This is a genomic window from Klebsiella pneumoniae complex sp. WS1778, from assembly GCF_049472055.1.
GTDB lineage: Bacteria > Pseudomonadota > Gammaproteobacteria > Enterobacterales > Enterobacteriaceae > Klebsiella > Klebsiella quasipneumoniae.
On record NZ_JBKGTJ010000006.1, the window covers coordinates 51,911 to 73,056 of the forward strand.

A 21,146-nucleotide genomic window follows, 5' to 3' on the forward strand; every position below is an offset into this window, starting at 1 on the left:
CCGTAGTCAGATTACAGCGAAGCTTTATGTTGAGTGGGGGAAGAGGAGGGGCTCTCTTGCTCTTCGTCCACGCAGGTGTCGCAAGGCAGGTGGCGGCCAATCAGCTTACGATAGCTGAACGCGCCCAGCGCCGCGCCGACCACCGGTGCGCACAGCGGCACCAGGAAATAAGGAATATCTTTACCGCCGGTGAAGGCGACGTCGCCCCAGCCGGCCAGCCAGGCGAAGGCTTTCGGGCCGATATCACGCGCCGGGTTCATGGCGAAGCCGGTCAGCGGTCCCATGGAGGCGCCAATCACCGCGATCAGCAGGCCGATCAGCAGCGGCGCCAGCGGGCCGCGCGGCACACCGTTGCCATCGTCGGTCAGTGCCAGGATGACGCCCATCAGGATAGCGGTAATCACCATCTCTACCGCGAAGGCCTGCACAAAATTGATATGCGGGTTCGGGTAAGTGGAGAAGATGCCAGCCAGATCAAGGCTTTCCACGCTGCCGCGTACCATATGGTGGGTGGTTTCATAATCGAGGAAAAGATTGTAATAAAGCCCGTAAACTAATGCCGCAGCGCAAAAGGCGCCAGCGAATTGCGAAATAATAAAAGGAACCACTTTGCGGCCATCGAAGCAGGCGAACAGCCAGAGCGCGATAGTCACCGCAGGGTTAAGGTGCGCACCGGATACCCCTGCGGTCAGGTAGATCGCCATGGCGACGCCCAGACCCCAGATGATGCTGATTTCCCACTGTCCGAAGCTGGCTCCCGCGACCTTGAGCGCAGCCACGCACCCAACGCCGAAAAAGATCAACAACCCGGTACCGAGGAACTCTGCGATGCACTGGCCTTTTAAGGTTGATGTTTGGCTCATAATCGAATCCTGAAGCGTGGTGATGATTATTGTATGTAGGGTGGTCACAGACGACCATATTGCCATGTAGGCATAGTGTTAATTTATCGTTAACGAGCAAAAACGAGAAATATCGAACTTCAAATGTGTGTACCACGTCAAGAAAATGAGCGTTTTCGCGCCATTCGCGCGCATTAAGCGCGCTGCCGGAGCGTTTCACCTCGCATTTTGTTAACCATAATATTAACAATGGCTCATGAAGTACGAGCGAACTGCGCTGAAAGTACCAGGTAAAGACTGAAAAGTGTTGCAAACCGCAATCTGCGCGGCTTGCCGCTGGACAGGGGCGGCGGGGATTCATACAATCGACGATAACACCGCTATGTGCGCTAATTTTCGTTAAGGCGGGACCGCGTATACGAAACACCAGTTTCTATCAACGCCTTGCAAGTTCAGGAGAGGTATGACGATGTCATTAGAAGTGTTTGAGAAATTAGAATCTAAGGTTCAGCAGGCGATTGATACCATCACTCTGTTGCAGATGGAAATCGAAGAGCTGAAAGAAAAGAACAACACCCTGGTGCAGGAAGTTCAGAGCGCGCAGCATGGTCGTGAAGAGCTGGAGCGCGAAAACAGCCAGCTGAAAGAGCAGCAGCAGGGCTGGCAGGAGCGTCTGCAGGCGCTGCTGGGCCGCATGGAAGAAGTCTAATCGCTTCACGCCCTCTCCCGCCAGGGAGGGGGTGATCCTTATCCCTTCCTTTATACTCACAAGTTATAGCCAATCTTTTTTTATTCTTTAATCATTGAATCGCTTTCTGGCACGCTTAGCCCATCACAACACGACATAAAGAGAGCGGTGCGATGAATAAGTGGGGCGTAGGGTTAACTCTGTTGCTGGCATCCGCCAGCGTTCTGGCAAAAGATTTTCAGCTATTAAACGTATCTTATGATCCAACGCGCGAGCTGTACGAACAGTACAACAAAGCGTTCAGCGCGCACTGGAAGCAGGAGACCGGCGACAACGTGGTGATCCGCCAGTCGCACGGCGGCTCCGGCAAGCAGGCGACCTCGGTGATTAACGGTATTGAAGCGGATGTGGTTACGCTGGCGCTGGCCTACGACGTCGACGCGATCGCCGAGCGCGGCCGTATCGATAAAAACTGGCTGAAGCGCCTGCCGGATAACTCCGCGCCTTATACTTCCACCATCGTGTTCCTTGTCCGTAAGGGCAACCCGAAACAGATCCATGACTGGAACGACCTGATCAAACCGGGCGTGTCGGTCATCACCCCGAACCCGAAAAGCTCCGGCGGCGCTCGCTGGAACTACCTGGCGGCCTGGGGCTATGCCCTACATCAGAACCATGGCGACCAGGCGAAAGCCCAGGATTTCGTCAAGGCGCTGTATAAAAACGTGGAAGTGCTGGACTCCGGCGCGCGCGGTTCGACCAATACCTTCGTAGAACGCGGGATCGGCGATGTGCTGATCGCCTGGGAAAACGAAGCGCTGCTGGCGACCAACGAACTGGGCAAAGACAAGTTTGAAATCGTGACCCCGAGTGAGTCGATTCTGGCTGAGCCGACCGTTTCGGTGGTCGATAAAGTCGTGGATAAGAAAGGCACCCGCCAGGTGGCGGAAGCGTACCTGAAGTATCTCTACTCGCCGGAAGGCCAGGAGATTGCGGCGAAGAACTTCTACCGTCCGCGCGATCCGAACGTGGCGAAGAAATATGCTAATGAATTCCCGAAACTGAAACTGTTCACTATCGATCAGGAGTTCGGCGGCTGGACGAAAGCGCAGAAAGAGCACTTCTCCAACGGCGGCACCTTCGACCAGATTAGCCAGCGTTAATTCTCTTGTCCCTGCTTGCGCTACGCTTAGCAGGGCTACAGTTTTGCGCTGTGCGTAGCCCGGGCAAGGCGCCAGCCGCCACCCGGGAATCCCTGCTTGCGCTACGCTTAGCAGGGCTACGGTTATACGCCGTGCGTAGCCCGGGCAAGGCGTCAGCCGCGACCCGGAAAACGCTCCGCCCGTCATCTGTTTTCATTTAGTCATCAAATTACGTTACTCTTCCGCTTCAGGCTTAACAGGGAATGAAAATGAGAAGAGTAAGATACTTTTTGCTGGCGCTGCTGGTGACGATCCTCGCGGCGCTGGCGGGCGGCTACTACTGGCTGCACTCTGGCAACCCGGATGCGTTGCGCAAGATTGTTCTGCAGCAGTGCGTCCCCCATCAGCAACAGCAGCAAAACCCGTCGCCGTGCGCCGAAGTGAACCTCAAGGGCGGCTATGTGCTGTTTAAAGATCGTAACGGCCCGCTGCAGTATTTGCTGATGCCGACCTATCGCATTAACGGCACCGAAAGCCCGCTGCTGTTGGATCCACTGACGCCGAACTTCTTCTGGCAGGCCTGGCAGGGGCGTGAGATCATGAGCCAGCGCCACGGCGCGCCGGTTCCTGATAACGCGGTATCGCTGGCGATCAACTCGCGCAGCGGACGCACGCAAAACCATTTCCATATTCATATCTCTTGCCTGCGCCCCGATGTGCGCGCGCAGTTAGACAAGGATGCGGCGGCGATCAGCAGCCGCTGGCTGCCGTTGCCGGGTGGGCTTCAGGGCCATGAATACCTGGCGCGCCGAGTGACGGAGGCGGAGCTGGCCCAGCGCAGCCCATTCCTGATGCTGGCGGAAGAGGTGCCGGAGGCGCGTCAGCATATGGGACGCTTCGCGCTGGCGATGGCCCAGCAGAGCGACGGCTCGCTGGTGCTGCTGGCGACGGAGCGTAACCTGCTCTCCCTGAACCGGGCCTCGGCGGAAGAGATTCAGGATCATCGCTGCGCCATCCTTAACGCAAACCACTAGTTCTGGCGTTTACCTGTCTTACCTGTCGTCGTATTCTTGCTGAAAAAAACGACAGGAGACAGGCATGTCGCTCTGGCTTACCCACCCGCTGTTCCTCCCTTCACTGATTGTCGGCGTCACCATTGTGCTCTGGGCGACATCGCTGCTGCCGGAGTTTATCACCGCGCTGCTGTTTTTCGCTGCGGCGATGATGGCGAAAATCGCCCCGCCGGAGGTGATCTTCGGCGGCTTTGCCTCCTCGGCCTTCTGGCTGGTGTTCAGCGGTTTTGTGCTCGGCATCGCGATCCGTAAAACCGGGCTGGCGGACCGGGCGGCGCAGGCGTTGTCGGCGCGGCTAACCGACTCCTGGCCGCGGATGGTCGCCAGCGTGGTACTCCTGAGCTACGCCCTGGCGTTCGTGATGCCTTCCAACATGGGGCGCATCGCGCTGCTGATGCCGATCGTGGCGGCGATGGCCCGCCGGGCGGGCATTGCCGACGGTAGCCGCGGCTGGTTCGGCCTGGCGCTGGCGGTGGGATTCGGCACCTTTCAGCTGTCGGCGACCATTCTGCCCGCCAACGTGCCGAATCTGGTGATGAGCGGCGCGGCGGAAGGCTCGTACGGTATCCACTTGAATTATGTCCCCTATTTACTGCTGCATACGCCGGTGCTTGGCTGGCTGAAAGGGGCGGCGCTGGTGGCGCTAATCTGCTGGCTGTTTCCTGGTAAGCCGCATCCGCCGCGCGACCTGGCGCCGCTGCCGGCGATGAGCCGCGACGAGAAGCGTCTGGCGTGGCTGCTGGCGGTGGTCCTCACGCTGTGGGTGACCGAGAGCTGGCACGGCGTCGGCCCGGCGTGGACCGGCCTGGCGGCGGCGGTGGTAACGCTGCTGCCGCGGGTGGGCTTTATCAGCGGCGAAGAGTTTGCCAGCGGGGTGAATATGCGCACCTGCATTTATGTTGCCGGGATTCTGGGACTGGCGATCGCCGTCACCCAAACCGGAATTGGCGGTGCGGTGGGCAATGCGCTGCTGCAGGTGATGCCCCTGGATAAAGACAATCCTTTCACCAGCTTCTTGGCGCTGACCGGAATTACCAGCGCGCTGAACTTTATTATGACCGCCAACGGCGTGCCGGCGCTGTATACCACCTTTGCCCAGAGCTTTGCCGACGCCACCGGCTTCCCGCTGCTGAGCGTGATTATGATTCAGGTGCTGGGTTATTCCACGCCGCTGCTGCCGTATCAGGCGTCACCGATCGTGGTCGCGATGGGGTTAGGCAAAGTCCCGGCGAGGGCGGGGATGTTGCTTTGTCTGGCGCTGGCGGCGGTGAGCTATTTGATTTTACTGCCGCTGGACTACGCGTGGTATCAGCTGTTGGGAAAACTGTAGCGGCAAAAGAAAGCCCGGCTTGCGCTGTGCTAAGCCGGGCTCCCACGTTTTGTCAGTCAACCCGGTCGCGTGTCGCCACCGGGAAAAGCGGATTACGCTTTTTTCGCTGCTTCTGCTGCTTTAACGATCACCGCGAAAGCGTCTGCTTTCAGGGAGGCGCCGCCAACCAGCGCGCCGTCGATGTCCGGCTGGGTGAACAGCTCTGCGGCGTTGCCAGCGTTAACGGAACCGCCGTACTGGATGATCACTTGCTCAGCGATTTTCGCGTCAGCTTTAGCAATGTGGTCACGGATGAATTTGTGCACCGCCTGAGCCTGAGCCGGGGTCGCGGATTTGCCGGTACCGATAGCCCATACAGGTTCGTAAGCGATAACCACGCCTTCGAAAGCGGCAGCGCCCTGGGTTTTCAGCACGGCGTCGATCTGACGTGCGCAAACTTCTTCCGTTTTGCCCGCTTCGTTTTCGGCTTCGGTTTCACCGATGCACAGTACCGGAGTCAGACCCTGCTCTTTCAGCACGGCGAATTTCTTCGCGATCAGCTCGTCGGATTCTTTGTGGTAGGTACGACGCTCGGAGTGGCCGATGATGATGTACTGTGCGCCGATATCTTTCAGCATTTCGGCGGAGGTTTCACCGGTGAAAGCGCCGGACAGGTTTACGTCAACGTTCTGCGCGCCCAGGTGGATGTGGCTGCCTTCTGCCGCACGCTTAGCCAGGTCCAGATACATTTCCGGCGGGGCGATGGCAACTGCGCAGCCGCTTACGCCAGCCAGCTCGGTACGCAGGTTCGCAACCAGTTCGTTTACCATGTGGCGGCTGCCGTTCAGTTTCCAGTTACCCATCACTAAAGGATGTCGCATTTTAATTCTCCACGCTACTTAAGCGAATTAAGGAATATAGCCGCCCCAGAGGGCAGCATGGTCTGTGAAACAGTATAGAGACTCGTCACTGGAAAGGCTTTGCTTTTTGTCATTTATTGTTACCTTCCAGCGTTTCAGATAGCGCCAGCTTAATCGGTTCAACAGCGAAGGTCAGACCCTTTTCACCATGATCTGCCACCACATAGCGCACGGCGCCCTCGGTGTCGGAGAAGTAGCGTTTGCCTTTGCCGGCAGTCAGCAGTTTCTGCAGTTTTTGCTGGCTCTGCGCCGGGCTAAGGGTGGGCACGAAGGCGCGGATCATGGCGCTCATATACTCCAGCGCTTTGGCCTTCGCCGCCTTTTGCTCCGGCCCCTGGATCGGCAGCCAGGTGATCTGCATGGATTTGATCTTCAGCGTGCCGCGCTCCAGCGCGGTGGAGGCATAGAGATTTTCGTTAATCTTGCTGGCGGCGCGGGTCAGGTTAGCCCGATCGCGGCTGGTTGATATGGAACGGAATTCATTCAGAGGCAGCTTCGGGTTATCGACGTTAAATTTTTCCCGGAACTGGCTGATCGACAGGTCAAAGCTCGGCGCGCCGGCGAGCAGGTAGGGGGCAGCGGTCGTCGATTCGCTTTCTGCGGACAACGCATGCGGGCCGACGGCAAGGCCCATCAGCCCACTGAAACACAAGATTGTCCACTTCTTCATGCCCGTCGTTCCTTTTTTTGCCTGCTGACGATTAAATCGGGAAGCGCGGCGCTTGTCAAAAAGTCACGACGCCAGGGTAAACTACGCAGACGATGATGATAAGGAAAAACGCATGACCCTACAGCAGTGGTTATTCTCAATTAAAGGGCGCATTGGCCGCCGCGATTTCTGGATCTGGATTGCCATTTGGCTGGTGACCATGAGCGCGCTGTTCACCCTGGCAGGCAGCAATCTGCTTAATCTGCAGACGGCGGCGTTTATTATTGTCTGCCTGCTGTGGCCGACGGCGGCGGTGGTGGTGAAGCGGCTGCACGATCGCGGCAAATCCGGACTGTGGGCGCTGCTGATGATTCTGGCGTGGATGCTGCTGGCGGGGAACTGGGCGATGCTGCCGCAGGTCTGGCAGTGGGGCGTCGGGCGCTTTGTGCCGACGCTGATTATCGTCATGATGCTGATCGACCTGGGGGCGTTTGTCGGCACCCAGGGCGAGAATAAGTTCGGCAAGGAGACCCAGGACGTGCGCTGGAAAGCGGACGCCTGATTACCAGTAGTGCTCCGCCGTCATGTGGCCCGGCCGGCGACGCAGATGTTTGGTCATCTGCCGGGTCTCTTTTAACAGCTGTTGGGTATCGCGCACCATCTGCGGGTTGCCGCACAGCATCACATGGCTGGTGTCGCGGGTCATCGGCAGGCCGACCGCCTCCTCCAGCGCCCCGGTTTCAATCAGGAACGGCACCCGGCCGGTCAGCGAGCCTGCCACGGTTTCGCGGCTGACCACCGTCTGGATGCGTAATTTGCCGGCGTAGCGCTGCTCGAGTTCGCGCATCAGCGGCAGATAGCTCAGGTCCGCGGCGTAGCGCACGGCGTGGACCAGCACCAGATGAGTAAATCGCTCAAGATCTTTGCCTTCCTGGAGAATCGACAGATAAGGCCCGAGGGCGGTGCCGGTCGCCAGCATCCACAGAGTATCGCAATCCGGTACTTCCTCGAGGACGAAGAAGCCAGCCGCTTCGCTCACCACCTGGACCTCATCGCCCGGTTTCAGCGCCGCCAGACGCGGGCTCAGCTTGCCTTCCGGGACGGTGACCAGATAGAACTCGAGATCGGGATTGCCGGGGGCGTTGACGTAGGAGTAGGCGCGCTGCACGCGTTCGCCGTCGATTTCCAGCCCGAGCTTGGTAAATTGCCCGGCGGTAAACGGATGGACAGGCGCCCGCACGTATAAACTGAACAAGGCGTCCGTCCAGTACTCCACTTTTGTCACTTTGCCGCTAACCCAGTCCGCCATCGTCTTCTCCTGTTGCCAAGCGATGCCTTATCTTCGGCCCAGACGGGCAAGATTTCCACCCCGCAGGCGCAAGAAAGCTCTATTGATCAAATATAAACGAAGAACAGGACAACCGCCCGCGGACGGTTGCCTGGAGGAGAGAAAGCGGTATTACAGGATGTGCTGCTGGACGTCCGGATCTTTACGGTCGAGGTAATGAATCGACTGGATCCGACGGATGGTGCGCGACTTGCCGCGGATCAGCAGCGTCTCGGTGGTGGCCATATTGCCCTTACGGGTGATGCCGTCCAGCAGATCGCCTTTGGTGATGCCGGTAGCGGAGAAGACGACGTTATCGCTGCGCGCCATTTCATCAAGGCGCAGCACTTTACCCGCTTCGATGCCCATGGTTTTGCAGCGCGCCAGCTCGTTTTCACCGATGCGGCGATTCTCTTCGCTGTCGCCCTTCACGTGGTGACGAGCCAGCAGGCGGCCCTGCATATCGCCGTCGAGCGCGCGGATCACCGCGGCGGAAACCACCCCTTCCGGCGCGCCGCCGATGCCGTACAGCACGTCCACTTCGCTATCCGGCATGCAGGTGAGAATGGAGGCCGCGACGTCGCCATCGGGAATGGCGAACACGCGCACGCCCAGCTGCTGCAGCTGAGCAATCGCCGCATCGTGGCGCGGTTTCGCCAGCACGGTGACGGTCAGCTCGCCCAGCGGCTTGTTCAGCGCGCGGGCGATATTGCGCAGGTTCTCTTCCAGCGGCAGATTGAGATCGATAGCGCCTTTAGCGCCTGGGCCGACAATCAGCTTTTCCATATACATATCCGGCGCGTTGAGGAAGCAGCCTTTATCGCCGACCGCCATCACTGCCAGGGCATTAGCCTGGCCCATCGCCGTCATCCGGGTACCTTCGATGGGATCGACGGCGATATCCACCGCATCGCCCTGGCCGGTGCCCACTTTTTCGCCGATATAGAGCATCGGCGCTTCATCGATTTCGCCCTCGCCGATGACGATGGTGCCGTCGATATTGACGAGGTTAAGCATAATGCGCATGGCGTTAACCGCTGCGCCGTCGGCGGAGTTTTTATCGCCGCGGCCCAGCCATTTATAGCCCGCCAGCGCGGCGGCTTCGGTGACACGCGAAAATTCGATGGCCAGTTCTCGTTTCATAATCCACTCATTGTGTAGAAAGATTGCCCGCAGCGCGGCAAAAGCGCGCTACGCGTTGGAATAGCGTTCGGTTTCCGGCATCCAGCGCTCGATCAGCGCCTGGGCCTGCAGCGGATAGCGTTCATGAATGTGACGCGCAATGCGCTGAACGTCGGGGATCATCGCCTGATCGCGCAGCAAATCCGCCACTTTAAACTCAGCGTTGCCGGTCTGGCGGGTGCCGAGCAGCTCACCGGGACCGCGAATTTCAAGGTCTTTCTGGGCGATGACGAAACCGTCGTTACTGTCACGCAGCACCTGCAGGCGTTTCTGCGCCGTTTTAGAGAGCGGCGATTTATAGAGTAGCACGCAGTGGGAAGCGACCGCGCCGCGCCCGACGCGCCCTCTGAGCTGGTGCAGCTGCGCCAGACCCAGACGTTCCGGGTTTTCGATAATCATCAGGCTCGAGTTCGGTACGTCGACACCGACTTCAATGACCGTCGTGGCCACCAGCAGATGCATTTCGCCCTGCTTGAAAGCCTGCATCACCGCCTGCTTCTCCGCCGGTTTCATCCGCCCGTGCACCAGACCGATATTCAGCTCCGGCAGCGCCAGCTTGAGCTCCTCCCAGGTCGCTTCCGCCGCCTGGGCCTCCAGCAGATCGGACTCCTCAATCAGCGTACAGACCCAATACGCCTGGCGGCCTTCGTGGGTGCAAGCGTTGCGCACGCGGTCAATAATATCGCTGCGCCGGGTGTCCGGGATAGCGACGGTAGTCACCGGGGTTCGGCCCGGCGGCAGCTCGTCGATAACCGAGGTATCGAGGTCGGCGTAGGCGGTCATCGCCAGGGTGCGCGGGATCGGCGTGGCGGTCATGATCAGCTGATGCGGGTGGAAACCTTGCTGCTGACCTTTCTCCCACAGCGCCAGCCGCTGGTGTACGCCGAAGCGGTGCTGTTCGTCGATGATCACCAGCGCCAGGCCGTTAAACTGCACCTGTTCCTGGAAGATGGCGTGGGTGCCGACAATCATCTGCACCTCGCCGCTGGCGATAGCGTCCTGCTGCGCCTGGCGTGCTTTGCCTTTCTGTTTGCCCGCCAGCCAGCCGACCTCAATGCCCAGCGGTGCAAACCAGCTGCGGAAGTTGTTGGCGTGCTGCTCGGCGAGCAGTTCGGTGGGCGCCATCAGCGCCACCTGTTTGCCGTGGGCGATAGCGCGCAGAGCGGCCAGGGCGGCGACCAGCGTTTTACCGGAGCCGACGTCGCCCTGCACCAGGCGCATCATCGGCACGTCCAGCGCCATATCGCGCTCGATCTCGGCGGTGACCCGCGCCTGCGCGCCGGTGGGCTTAAAGGGCAGGGAGGCCAGCAGCTGATTTTTCAGGGTATCGTTGGCGCCGAGCGGCAGGGCGTGATAGCGCTGGGCGCCTGCCCGCAGCGCCAGCATACTAAGGTTGTGCGCCAGCAGCTCTTCCAGAATCAGGCGCTGCTGCGCCGGGTGCTTGCCGCTTTCCAGCTCGCTAAGTTGCAAGGAGGGAGGCGGACGGTGCAGCGTACGCAGCGCCTCCGGCAGGCTCATCATCCCCTGCGACAGCTCCGGCGGCAGGAGTTCGCTAATTGCGCAGGTCTCGAGCAGCTCGAGCGCCTGATCGGTGAGCTTGCGCAGGGTCGCCTGCTTAATGCCTTCGGTAGTCGGGTAGACCGGCGTCAGGGTCTCCTGCAGCTCCGGGGTGCTCATATCGCCCTGGACGCGGTATTCCGGGTGGATCATCTCGGCGCCGTACTTCCCGCGTTTGGCTTCACCGTAGGCCAGCACTCGTCGACCGGTCGCGAGGCTGTTTTTCATCGCCGCGTTGAAGTTGAAAAAGCGCATGGTGAGGATGCCGGTGCCATCGCTGATCTGGCAGGTCATCATTCGGCGGCCGCCGAAGGTGATATTGCTGTTGAGCACTTCGCCTTCCACGGTGGCATAAACCCCGGGCAGCAGATCGGCTATCGGGTAAAGATGGGTGCGATCTTCGTAGCGCAAAGGCAGGTGCAGCAGCAGATCCTGTACCGTATGCAGGCCGATCTTCGCCAGCTTGCTGCTCTGCGCAGCCCCAACGCCGGTGAGTGAACTGAGCGGAACGGCATCTAACAGGCGGCCTGACATGGGGTTTACCTCGCAGCCTGCATGGTGGCCCACCACGCGGCATCGGCTTCCACTTCGCCCTGCTCGTTAACGTGGGGGTAAGGCAGCCCTTTCTGTCTCGCGACGCGGGCCAGCACCGGATAGCCGCCTTCAAACAGCAGGCGCTGCTGCTCTTCCGGCGGCAGCATGCTGTTGGCGCGTTGGTACATCCCGGCGTTCTGTCGCTGCCGCTGGGCTTCATACAGGATCAGCGCCGAGGCGACGGAGACGTTCAGCGACTGCACCATGCCGATCATCGGGATAATAATGTCCTGATCGGCCAGGGCCAGCGCTTCCTGAGTGATGCCGGTTTTCTCCTGACCCATCAGGATGCAGGTTGGGCGCGTATAGTCGATTTCACGGAAATCGATGGCTTTGCCGGAAAGATGGGTGGCGAGGATTTGCATACCCTGGCCTTTGAGGTGGCCGACGGCATCTGCGATGGTACGGTGGGTTTTCACCTGCACCCAGCTGTTGCTGCCCGCGGCGGCGGAGGCCATGGTGCGCATCCGGCTGCTCGGCCAGACCGCGTGCACCTCGTGTACGCCAACGGCGTCTGCGGTCCGGATGACCGCAGAGACGTTATGGGGCTTATGGACCTGCTCCATGCAGACCGTCAGGTCAGGCTGACGCCTGGCGAGCATCTCGCAGATACGCGCATAACGCTGTGAATTCATTACACTTCATCCTTCGAATTACCTCTTTAGTCGCTGCGGATCACGCGGCCCATCCCTGAGCCTCTCCCCTGACGGGGCCTGCAAGCAGCGTTCAAATCTGCTCCCGGCAGATTTGTCATTCGCTTGCCGCCTTGATGCAATTCGAATGTTTTGTCTAAAAGCTAATTTCGGTTACGGGTGACTTTAATCACGTCCGGCATGACGCGGATTTTGCGCATGATATTCGCCAGATGCACGCGGTCGCGGGCGGTCAGGCGGATAAAGGCGCTGTATACGCGGCCATCTTTCTCTTCCGTATTCAGACTCTGGATATTGGAAGAGGCGGTGTTGATCGCCGCCGTCAGGTTAGCCAGTGCGCCCTGGTGGTTAAACATATCCACCTTGATCTCCGTAATGAACTCCTGAGCGGTCTCTTTATCCCACTCAACCGCCATAAATTTCTCCGGCTCTTTCTGGTAGCCGCGGATGTTACGACAGGATTCATGATGGATAACCAGCCCTTTGCCGGGACTGACGTGGGCGATAATCGGGTCACCGGGGATCGGACGACAGCATTTGGCAAAAGTGATCAGCACGCCATCGGCGCCTTTGATCGGTAGATGGCCGTGGTTCGAGGCATTGGCCGGCACCGGAGCCGCAGCGGCTTCGCCCTGCTGCAGGTTTTTCGCCACCACCACGCTCATGGCGTTGCCCAGACCGATCTCCGCCAGCAGATCGTCGAGCGAGGCCAGCTTCATCCGGTCGAGCTCGCGCTGGATATTCTCCGGCGGGATCTCGGCGAGTTTGCGGCTACCGCCTAGCGCGTGGTTGAGCAGACGACGGCCAAGGCTGACCGAGTCATCGCGCTTGAGGTTTTTCAGCAGCTGACGGATCTTGGCGCGCGCCTTCGAGCTGACGACAAAGTTCAGCCAGGCGGCATTCGGACGTGCGCCCGGCGCGGTAATAATTTCGACAGTCTGACCGCTGGAGAGCGGCTGCGACAGTGGATAGGGCTGGCGGTCGACGCGCGCGCCGACGCAGGCATGGCCGATATCGGTATGCACCGCATAGGCGAAGTCCACCGGCGTGGCGCCAGCGGGCAGTTCGACAATGCGCCCTTCCGGGGTGAAAACGTAAATCTCATCGGGGAACAGATCGGATTTAACGCTCTCAATAAATTCAAACGAGCTGCCGGCGCTCTGCTGCAGCTCCAGCAGGCTCTGCATCCAGCGCTGGGCGCGGATTTGCGCGGTGGTGCTGCTTTCGCCGCCGTGCTCTTTATAAGCCCAGTGCGCCGCGACCCCCATCTCCGCCATCTGGTCCATGTCTTCGGTACGAATTTGTACCTCGACCGGGACGCCGTGGGGGCCGATCATCGAGGTGTGCAAAGACTGATAGCCGTTCGCTTTCGGAATGGCGATATAATCTTTGAAACGACCTGGACGCGGTTTATAGAGGCTGTGCATCTGGCCAAGCACGCGGTAGCAGACATCGGCATCATGGACGATAACGCGGAAGGCGTAGATATCCATGATCGAGTGAAAACGCTGCTCTTTGAGCACCATTTTGCAGTAGATCGAGTACAGATGCTTTTCGCGACCGCTGACGCGGCAGGGGATCCCCGCTTCCTGCAAACGCCCTTCGATTTCCGAGAGGATCTTTTGGATCATCTCTTTACGGTTGCCGCGCGCCGCTTTGACCACCTCTTTAATGACGCGGTAGCGGTTCGGGTACAGCGCCTCAAAGCCCAGCTCTTCGAGCTCAGTTTTGATGTGATGGATACCTAAACGGTGCGCCAGCGGGCTGTAGATTTCCAGCGTTTCGCGGGCGATGCGGCGGCGTTTATCCGGGCGTAGCGAGCCCAGGGTACGCATGTTGTGGGTGCGGTCGGCAAGCTTGATGAGGATGACGCGGATGTCCTGCACCATCGCCATGATCATTTTACGAAAGTTTTCGGCCTGCGCCTCTTTCTTATCGCGGAACTTGAGCTTATCAAGTTTCGATACCCCCTCTACCAGTTCGGCGACGCTTTTACCAAAAAGCTGTTCCATGTCCTGGTAGGTGGCGGGAGTATCTTCAATCACATCATGCAGCAGCGCGGCCATCAGCGTTTCGTAGTCGAGCTTCATCTCGGCCAGAATACAGGCTACCGCGACCGGGTGCGTAATATAAGGTTCACCGCTTGAACGTGTCTGACCCTCGTGAGCGTCACGTGCAACGAGATACGCCTGCCGCAGACGTTTGATCTGGTCTTCCGGCAGGTAGTTTTGAATCAGCTGATTCAGGCTTTCAAACAGATACAAGGGCGACCCGCTGTGTGATTAACGACGACCTTCAGCAATCGCGGTAACGGCTTGTAATTCAGCGGCTTCCTGCTCTTGCTGTTCCTGGCGCTCACGTACGTCGAGGATCTGGTTGTTGATCAGACCTTCTTCGATTTCGCGCAGTGCGATTACGGTGGTTTTATCGTTTTCTTCCGGTACCAGCGGATCCTTTCCGCCTACCTGCATCTGACGAGCGCGACGCGCGGCGACCAGTACCAGGTCAAAACGGTTACCAATTTTCTCTACAGCGTCCTGAACAGTTACGCGTGCCATACTTAAAATGCTCCACAGATGAAGAAATGACTGGGCATGATACTGAATGTGGGTTCAGTCTGCCAATAGTTTGGTGATTAAAGCGCCATGTCGCTGCTTTTGGCGGCTCATGCGCAGACGTTCAGCGCGGATGATATTTTTCAGGTCGCTCAGGGCGGTGTCAAAATCATCATTCACAATCAGGTAATCATATTCGGCGTAATGGCTCATTTCCGCAACGGCCTGGGCCATTCGTTTCGCGATCACCTCTTCGCTGTCCTGGCCGCGGCCGCGCAGGCGACGGTCCAGTTCATCTTTTGACGGCGGCAGAATAAAAATGCTGCGTGCGCCCGGCATGCTTTTACGGATCTGCTGCGCGCCCTGCCAGTCGATATCGAGGAAGACATCAACACCGGTCGCCAGCACCTGCTCGATCGCTTTACGCGACGTGCCGTAATAGTTGCCAAAGACCTCTGCATGTTCCAGAAACGCGTTTTCGCCAATCATCGAGCGGAATTCGTCGTGATTCACGAAGAAATAGTGTTCGCCGTGCACTTCACCCGGACGCGGCGCCCGCGTGGTATGGGAAACCGATACCTGGGTGTCATACAACGGTTGGGTTTTTAATAAAGCCTGAATCAGGCTGGATTTACCCGCGCCGCTAGGGGCGGAAACAATATAAAGCGTGCCTTGAGCCATGAGTGTCTTTTGTATGTGGTTATCGAAAGAGGTCCTACATACGAGCCTATTATACACGTCGCCGCGGCGTGACGCAGTCCTTGTCACACTTTTTGCCGCTGTTTCTTTCATTTTGCCTGCCGTTTTCCTGAATTCGCCAGCTGTTGCTGCAACGAGGTGCAAATCCTGGAAGGCGCTTCGCAGGGTGAAAAAGCCCCCGTCGCGGTTTCCGGTATTCTGCCGCAGACTCTCCGTCAGGTGCTGAAGGAGGGAACTGCAATGCGTAAAGGAGGGGGGTGGCTGGCGATAGGGATGTTCTCTGCCAGCGCGCTGGCGACGTGCCCGGACTGGCCGCCGGCTAAAGGCAGACAGGAGATTGCACGTCTTCATCAACAGATTGACGCCTGGAACGAGGCTTACTGGCGACAGGGCGCCAGCGAGGTGAGTGATGACGTTTACGACCAGCTCACCCAGCGCCTGACGCAGTGGCGGCAATGCTTTCCGGGCGCGACGCCTGAGGAGGACGGTCTGTCTCCACCGACCGGCGATACGCGTCATCCGGTCGCCCATACCGGCGTACGCAAGCTGGCGGATGAAGCCAGCCTGGCCCGCTGGATGAAAAATAAAACCGACCTGTGGATACAGCCTAAGGTGGACGGCGTGGCGGTAACCCTGGTCTATCGCCAGGGGCATCTGGTTCAGGCTATCAGCCGCGGGGATGGCCTGCGCGGTGAGTTGTGGACCGCCCGAGCGCGGCAGATCCCGGCGCTGGCGAAGCTGACGACCGGCGAACTGGCCAACAGCGTGCTGCAGGGGGAGCTGTTTCTGCGTCGGGAGGGGCATGTTCAGCAGCAGGCTGGCGGAATGAACGCGCGGGCGAAAGTCGCCGGGTTGATGATGCGGGCTGACGCGGCGGCGCCCCTCAGCCAGCTGGACGTTTTTATCTGGGCCTGGCCAGACGGTCCGTTGGATATGCGCCGTCGTCAGAAGCTGCTGGCGCAGGCGGGGTTTATCTACAGCGGACAATACACCCATCCGGTGACGCGTGTTGAGCAGGTGGCGGAGTGGCGCCAGCGGTGGTATCGCTCGCCGCTGCCCTTCGTCAGCGATGGCGTGATTGTGCGTGAAGGGCGCGAACCGGCGGGGCGCGTCTGGTCACCGGGAAAGGGCGAATGGCTGGCAGCCTGGAAATATCCTCCGGCATCGCGGGTGATGGAGGTGCGGGCGATCCATTTCAGTACCGGCCGCAGCGGTAGAGTCAACGTAGTGGCTGAGCTTGAGCCCCAGCGACTGGATGACAAACGCGTGCAGCGGGTTAACGTTGGCTCTGTGGCCCGCTGGCAGGCGCTGGATATTGGGGTTGGCGATCAGCTGCAGATCAGTCTGGCAGGTCAGGGTATTCCACGGATCGACGCGGTCGTCTGGCGGATGGCCGAGCGCCTTAAACCGACGCCGCCGGCGGCCAAATTCAATGCGCTAACCTGCTATTTCGCCACCCCTGAGTGCAGCGAACAGTTTCTTTCCCGGCTGGTCTGGTTGTCATCAAAGTCGGTGCTGGATATCGATGGCGTAGGGGAAAACGTATGGCGCGTCATTCAGCGGCAGCACCCGATGGAGCATCTTTTTTCCTGGCTGGCGCTCACGTCGGAGCAGCTGCAGGCGATGCCTGGGATCTCGGCCGCCCGTGGGCAGCACCTCTGGCATCAGTTTGATCTTATTCGTAAACGGCCTTTTATACGCTGGGTGCTGGCGATGGGGATCCCGGTGCCCCAGGAGGCGCTGGCGCAGCCTGGAAATGAAAACTGGCGCCTCCTCACGGCAAAGAGTGAAGCGCAATGGCGCACGCTGCCGGGCGTGGGGGCGATCAGAGCCCGACAGCTGGTGGCTTTCCTGCATCACCCTGACGTGGCGGCGCTGGCGCAATGGCTTAGCGGGCAACGCATCCCCGGGTTTTGAGGCGGTTAGTGGGCGTCGTGGGTGTAGTGGAAGACCGGTAGCCCGAGCTTCCAGCGCAGCGCCAGCATGCGGGCGGTAAAGCCGAACAGCAGCGTGGCCAGGACCACCACATCGTGGCTGCTAACGTAATGTTGCAGCGCTATATAGAGTACCGCTGCGGCAAACGAGATCCCGGCGTACAGCTCTTTCTGGAAGACCAGCGGAATGCGTTTGCAGAACATATCGCGCAGTACACCGCCAAAAACGCCGGTGATGACCGCAGCAATAGAGGCGATAACCGGCCCTTCTCCCATATCCAGGGCGATTTGCGCACCGATGATGGAAAATACGATCAGCCCCAGCGCATCCAGCACCAGGAAAAGCCGGCGCAGGTGCGGCATTACCGGGGCGGCAATTGTGGTAAGGACGGCGGCGACGGCGACAATAATGACGTATTCCGGATGCTTCACCCAGCCGAGAGGATAGTGTCCCAGCAGGATATCGCGAACGGAACCCCCGCCCAGCGCGGTCGCGGTGGCGATAATAATGACGCCGAACGTATCCATCCGCCGACGCCCGGCAGCCAGCGCTCCGGTCATGGCTTCCGCGGTGATACCGATTAAATACAGAACATGAAGCAGCATAGATCCCCCCAGACAGTGGCCGGCAGGTTAACGATTTGTGCGCAGGATCACGATTGAGATTTTCTAAAGTGAAATCGTTAGGCCAGGAAAAACTAATGCCAATATAGATTAAATTGGCTTTAATTGGCGGTTGATTTCTATTTTTTGAATTTTTAAAGATTAGAAAAAGTAATGACTTGTTCCCGATCGATTTTCTATATTGAAAACGCTACGAATACCTAATGTTTAAGTCCCGACCTTTATCCTTTTATTTTCTTTCTCGAGGAGATGAGAAAATGCGTGTCGCCGCCGGGAGCAAACATTCTCTGACTCGCCTGTTGGCCGTGGTATTAACCGGGATTTTGGCCGGTCTGTCCGGCATGGTTTTGGCACTGATTTTACACGCCATTCAGCACCTGGCTTTTGGCTACAGTTCCGGGCAGATCGTCGGTTCGGTGTCATTTTTACAGGGCGTCACGGCGTCGCCCTGGCCACGTCGCATCGCGGCAATCGTGGCCGGCGGCATCGTCGCCGGATTTGGCTGGTGGCTGCTTGGTCGCTATGGGCAGAAGCGGGTTTCCATTGCCGCGGCGGCGGCTAACCCTTCCGTCCCCATGCCCGCGGGCACCACGACGATCCACGCCCTGTTGCAGATCGTCACCGTAGCGCTGGGTTCCCCGCTTGGCCGCGAAGTGGCGCCGCGGGAAATGGGCGCGCTGGGAGGGGGGATGGTGGCGCGTAAGCTGAGCCTGCTGGAGGATGACACCCGCACGCTGATTGCCTGTGGGGCGGGCGCGGGCCTGGCGGCGGTGTATAACGTCCCGCTGGCAGGGGCGTTGTTCACCCTCGAGGTCATGCTGCTGTCGTTTAGCTGGGAAAAAACGCTGGCGGCGATAATGACCTCGGCGATTGCCGCCTGGACGGCCACCCTCGGGTTAGGGGATGAATCGCAATACCATTTTGTTTCCAGCGCGCTTCCGCACACCTTTCTCTGGTGGGCGATTCTGGTGGGCCCGATTCTGGGCGCCGGCGCCTGGCTCTTTCGCAAAGCGACCAACGCAGCGCGTTCACGCGTGCGAAGTAACTGGCAGATGCCAGTGTTCTGTCTGCTGGCGTTTTCACTTCTTGCCGTCCTGAGCCTCTGGTTCCCTGCGCTACCGGGCAATGGCAAGGGGCCGATGCAGCTGGCGCTCAGCGACGGGCTGCCTCTCTCCATGGTCGCGATCCTGTTAGGGCTGAAGATGGTGGTGATCCTGGCGGTGCTGCGCGGCGGCGCGGAGGGCGGGTTGCTAACCCCGGGGCTGGCGGTGGGCGGGCTGGCCAGCCTGCTGCTCTGCGCGCTCTGGCAATCAGGGTTCCCCGGCGGAGATGAAAGTAGTTTCGCCCTGGTGGGAGCAGCCGCTTTTCTCGCCGCCTCCATGCAGATGCCGCTGACGGCGGTGGTGCTGGTGATGGAATTCACCCACATGGATCACAGCTATCTGGCCCCGACGCTGCTGTGCGCGGCAGGGGCGTTTTTGACCTGCCGGGTACTGGATAAGAAAGCGGTTAATGAGCTGCAGCGAAAGTGAACCGGGAGAGGGCCATTCATCCTGGAAGTAAAATCAGCCGCAATTTTGCCTGATGGTTGCCTCATGGTTGATAAGCCATTTTTTACGCGCAATGCCGCCGCCATAACCCGTCATCGAACCATCTTTGCCGATAATTCGATGACAGGGGATGATGATGGCGACACGATTGGCACCATTTGCGGAAGCGACCGCCCGCGTGGCCGTCGGCTTACCTATATCCATGGCAATGGATTGATAATTCGTCGTCTCGCCGAAGCTAACGCGCTGTAAACTGTGCCAGACCGCTCGCTGGAACTCACTGCCTGGCGTATCAAGCGCCACCTCGAATGATTGGCGCTGCCCGGCAAAATACTCTGTTATTTCTTGTTGCGCCTGCCGGGTGTGGGCGTTTTCTCCTGCGATGATGCTGGCGTCGAACCGTCGCTGCAGGTCGCTGAATTCTGTCTCCAGCGCTCGTCTGTCGACAAATTCCAGCAGACAAATTCCCCCTTGCGTTGCGCACACGAACATTGGTCCTAGCGGAGTGGTAAAGCGATGAATTAAAACAATCTGGCGTTGCGCGCTGGGAGCGGAACCGGTCAATTTTTTGCAGGTATAGCCGAAGCCGCTTAAGGATTCGTAGCCGCTATCGAAAGCGACATCGGTAGTTGAGCGGCCTGCTTTCAGCTCCTGAAGCGCCATATTCACGCGCTGCATCCGTTGAAAAGCCTGAAAAGTGATCCCGTGATTTTGCAGGAACCAGCGGCGAACGCGTTCCGGGCTAATATCATGCTGACGTAGTTCGTTATCGCTGAGGCGAACCTTCGGATTTTCTCGCAGCAGGCGAAGCGCTTGCTCAACAAAGGCGGGAGCCGTCCGGGCATTCTCCGTCGGGCGACAGACTTTGCATGGCCGGAATCCAGCATCCAGCGCGGATTTAACGTCATTATAAAATTCGACGTTTTCGCGTCTGGGTTTTCGCGCCCGGCAGACCGAGATACAAAATACACCGGTGGTTTTGACGCCAACGAAAAAGACGCCGGTGAATTCCACTGCGCGTTCAAGCAGCGCCTGATACCAGATATCGCACTGGACACTGTCGGTAATTTTCATGGTAAAAAAACGTCCGAGAAAGAGTGATGAGCTTGTACCTGACAGAATAAGTCTTTCAGTTTGGTCTGTGTGGCAGCGTGCAAAAAATTGCCCATTGAAATACGTCTTACGCCCAGCGCAGATAAGGCGCTGAAGTCTGCCAGCTCAGGCATACACATTACGTTTAATGGTAAAGGCACGCGGCGAACGATGGAGGTAATATCCTCTGCATGGGTGACGCAAGGCACAAAAAAACCGTCTGCGCCGTGGTTCGCGTAGAGTTGACCGCGATAGAGCGTCTGATCCAGCGCATCTTGAACGTCGAGAAGAAAGGTATCGGTGCGGACATTAACAAACATGCCGGGACAGGCGCGGGTGATTGCCTGCAGTTTGACGGCAAAGCGCTTCGGATCATCAAGAAGACGCCTGTTATTTACCACCTGACTATCCTCGAGGTTTATTCCGCTCACGCCGAGATGCGCCAGACGCTGAATATTCTCAATAATGTGGCTGGTTGTGGCGCCGTAGCCGGCCTCTAAATCGACGCTTAACGGCAGTTCGCTAACGGCTTTGATGCGTGAGACGATATAGAACAGCTCGTCAAAACTCATCTCTTCGCCATCTTTATAGCCTAACATCGCGGCGATAGCGGCGCTGGAGGTCCCCAGCGCCTGGTAATCGGCCTGCTGAGCGGCCTGAGCGCTGCTGGCGTCCCAGACGTTGGCAAGCAACAAAGGTTGGTTTTGCTGGTGAAGCGCGTTGAAGTCCATTCTTTTCTCCCGCAGTGGTGTTTCC

General features: G+C 58.8%; 20 protein-coding genes. 7 read left to right on the plus strand and 13 right to left on the minus strand.

The window, feature by feature from the left end; all coding sequences use genetic code 11:
• Positions 1-11: 11 nt before the first annotated feature.
• Positions 12-863: an MIP/aquaporin family protein gene (locus ACLEXF_RS21735; protein WP_049115182.1), complete on the minus strand. Its 852-nt coding sequence runs from the start codon at positions 861-863 to the stop codon at positions 12-14.
• Positions 864-1,305: 442 nt separating this feature from the next.
• Here ACLEXF_RS21735 and zapB point away from each other — a divergent pair, with 442 nt between their 5' ends.
• From zapB to ACLEXF_RS21755, 4 genes are all read left to right on the plus strand, one after another.
• A complete protein-coding gene (zapB, locus tag ACLEXF_RS21740; protein WP_004150222.1) occupies positions 1,306-1,551 on the plus strand; it encodes a septal ring assembly protein ZapB in 246 nt (81 codons plus the stop codon).
• A gap of 152 nt (positions 1,552-1,703) precedes the next feature.
• Entirely contained in the window at positions 1,704-2,693 is a 990-nt protein-coding gene (locus ACLEXF_RS21745; protein ID WP_004205090.1) for a sulfate ABC transporter substrate-binding protein, read from the plus strand.
• Between the two features lie 242 nt (positions 2,694-2,935).
• Positions 2,936-3,706, plus strand: a complete 771-nt coding sequence (locus ACLEXF_RS21750; RefSeq protein ID WP_161992950.1) for a CDP-diacylglycerol diphosphatase — start codon at positions 2,936-2,938, stop codon at positions 3,704-3,706.
• Between the two features lie 64 nt (positions 3,707-3,770).
• Positions 3,771-5,075, plus strand: a complete 1,305-nt coding sequence (locus ACLEXF_RS21755) for an SLC13 family permease (protein ID WP_114465977.1) — start codon at positions 3,771-3,773, stop codon at positions 5,073-5,075.
• Between the two features lie 92 nt (positions 5,076-5,167).
• Here the strand turns inward: ACLEXF_RS21755 and tpiA are convergent, their stop codons facing one another.
• The gene (tpiA, locus tag ACLEXF_RS21760; protein ID WP_002922909.1) at positions 5,168-5,935 is read right to left on the minus strand and encodes a triose-phosphate isomerase; all 768 of its coding nucleotides are present in this window, start codon (positions 5,933-5,935) and stop codon (positions 5,168-5,170) included.
• A gap of 109 nt (positions 5,936-6,044) precedes the next feature.
• Complete coding sequence (locus ACLEXF_RS21765) at positions 6,045-6,644, minus strand: YiiQ family protein (protein WP_043522751.1); 600 nt, start codon at positions 6,642-6,644, stop codon at positions 6,045-6,047.
• Positions 6,645-6,756: 112 nt separating this feature from the next.
• On the opposite strand from ACLEXF_RS21765, the gene ACLEXF_RS21770 reads away from it, so the two are divergent.
• On the plus strand, positions 6,757-7,185 hold the full coding sequence (locus ACLEXF_RS21770; RefSeq protein WP_004173894.1) for a DUF805 domain-containing protein: 429 nt from the start codon (positions 6,757-6,759) through the stop codon (positions 7,183-7,185).
• Here ACLEXF_RS21770 and fpr read toward each other — a convergent pair whose 3' ends face one another.
• The 7 genes from fpr to gmk all read right to left on the minus strand — a co-directional run bounded on the left by fpr (position 7,186) and on the right by gmk (position 15,172).
• On the minus strand, positions 7,186-7,932 hold the full coding sequence (gene fpr / locus ACLEXF_RS21775; RefSeq protein ID WP_048293911.1) for a ferredoxin--NADP(+) reductase: 747 nt from the start codon (positions 7,930-7,932) through the stop codon (positions 7,186-7,188).
• Between the two features lie 150 nt (positions 7,933-8,082).
• Positions 8,083-9,093, minus strand: a complete 1,011-nt coding sequence (gene glpX, locus ACLEXF_RS21780; RefSeq protein WP_004205085.1) for a class II fructose-bisphosphatase — start codon at positions 9,091-9,093, stop codon at positions 8,083-8,085.
• A gap of 48 nt (positions 9,094-9,141) precedes the next feature.
• A complete protein-coding gene (gene recG, locus ACLEXF_RS21785; RefSeq protein ID WP_043522747.1) occupies positions 9,142-11,223 on the minus strand; it encodes an ATP-dependent DNA helicase RecG in 2,082 nt (693 codons plus the stop codon).
• 5 nt (positions 11,224-11,228) lie between these two features.
• Positions 11,229-11,918 (minus strand): tRNA (guanosine(18)-2'-O)-methyltransferase TrmH, encoded by a 690-nt coding sequence (gene trmH, locus ACLEXF_RS21790; protein WP_023319341.1) that lies wholly within the window; start codon positions 11,916-11,918, stop codon positions 11,229-11,231.
• Positions 11,919-12,079: 161 nt separating this feature from the next.
• Positions 12,080-14,200, minus strand: coding sequence for a bifunctional GTP diphosphokinase/guanosine-3',5'-bis pyrophosphate 3'-pyrophosphohydrolase (spoT, locus tag ACLEXF_RS21795; RefSeq protein ID WP_004205080.1), 2,121 nt, complete (start codon positions 14,198-14,200; stop codon positions 12,080-12,082).
• Positions 14,201-14,218: 18 nt separating this feature from the next.
• A complete protein-coding gene (gene rpoZ / locus ACLEXF_RS21800) occupies positions 14,219-14,494 on the minus strand; it encodes a DNA-directed RNA polymerase subunit omega (protein ID WP_000135058.1) in 276 nt (91 codons plus the stop codon).
• A gap of 54 nt (positions 14,495-14,548) precedes the next feature.
• Positions 14,549-15,172 (minus strand): guanylate kinase, encoded by a 624-nt coding sequence (gene gmk / locus ACLEXF_RS21805; RefSeq protein ID WP_002922664.1) that lies wholly within the window; start codon positions 15,170-15,172, stop codon positions 14,549-14,551.
• Positions 15,173-15,430: 258 nt separating this feature from the next.
• Between gmk and ligB the strand changes: the two genes are divergently transcribed.
• Positions 15,431-17,107, plus strand: a complete 1,677-nt coding sequence (gene ligB, locus ACLEXF_RS21810) for an NAD-dependent DNA ligase LigB (protein WP_043522741.1) — start codon at positions 15,431-15,433, stop codon at positions 17,105-17,107.
• A 5-nt stretch (positions 17,108-17,112) separates the two neighbouring features.
• Here the strand turns inward: ligB and ACLEXF_RS21815 are convergent, their stop codons facing one another.
• A complete protein-coding gene (locus ACLEXF_RS21815) occupies positions 17,113-17,730 on the minus strand; it encodes a trimeric intracellular cation channel family protein (protein ID WP_002922654.1) in 618 nt (205 codons plus the stop codon).
• 275 nt (positions 17,731-18,005) lie between these two features.
• Here ACLEXF_RS21815 and ACLEXF_RS21820 point away from each other — a divergent pair, with 275 nt between their 5' ends.
• A complete protein-coding gene (locus ACLEXF_RS21820) occupies positions 18,006-19,280 on the plus strand; it encodes a chloride channel protein (RefSeq protein WP_043522738.1) in 1,275 nt (424 codons plus the stop codon).
• Positions 19,281-19,313: 33 nt separating this feature from the next.
• Here ACLEXF_RS21820 and ACLEXF_RS21825 read toward each other — a convergent pair whose 3' ends face one another.
• Both ACLEXF_RS21825 and ACLEXF_RS21830 read right to left on the minus strand, forming a co-directional pair.
• A complete protein-coding gene (locus ACLEXF_RS21825) occupies positions 19,314-20,372 on the minus strand; it encodes a bifunctional transcriptional activator/DNA repair enzyme AdaA (RefSeq protein ID WP_043522736.1) in 1,059 nt (352 codons plus the stop codon).
• Complete coding sequence (locus tag ACLEXF_RS21830) at positions 20,369-21,121, minus strand: isocitrate lyase/PEP mutase family protein (RefSeq protein WP_043522734.1); 753 nt, start codon at positions 21,119-21,121, stop codon at positions 20,369-20,371. Before ACLEXF_RS21830 ends, ACLEXF_RS21825 begins: the two co-directional genes overlap by 4 nt.
• Between the last annotated feature and the right edge of the window lie 25 nt (positions 21,122-21,146).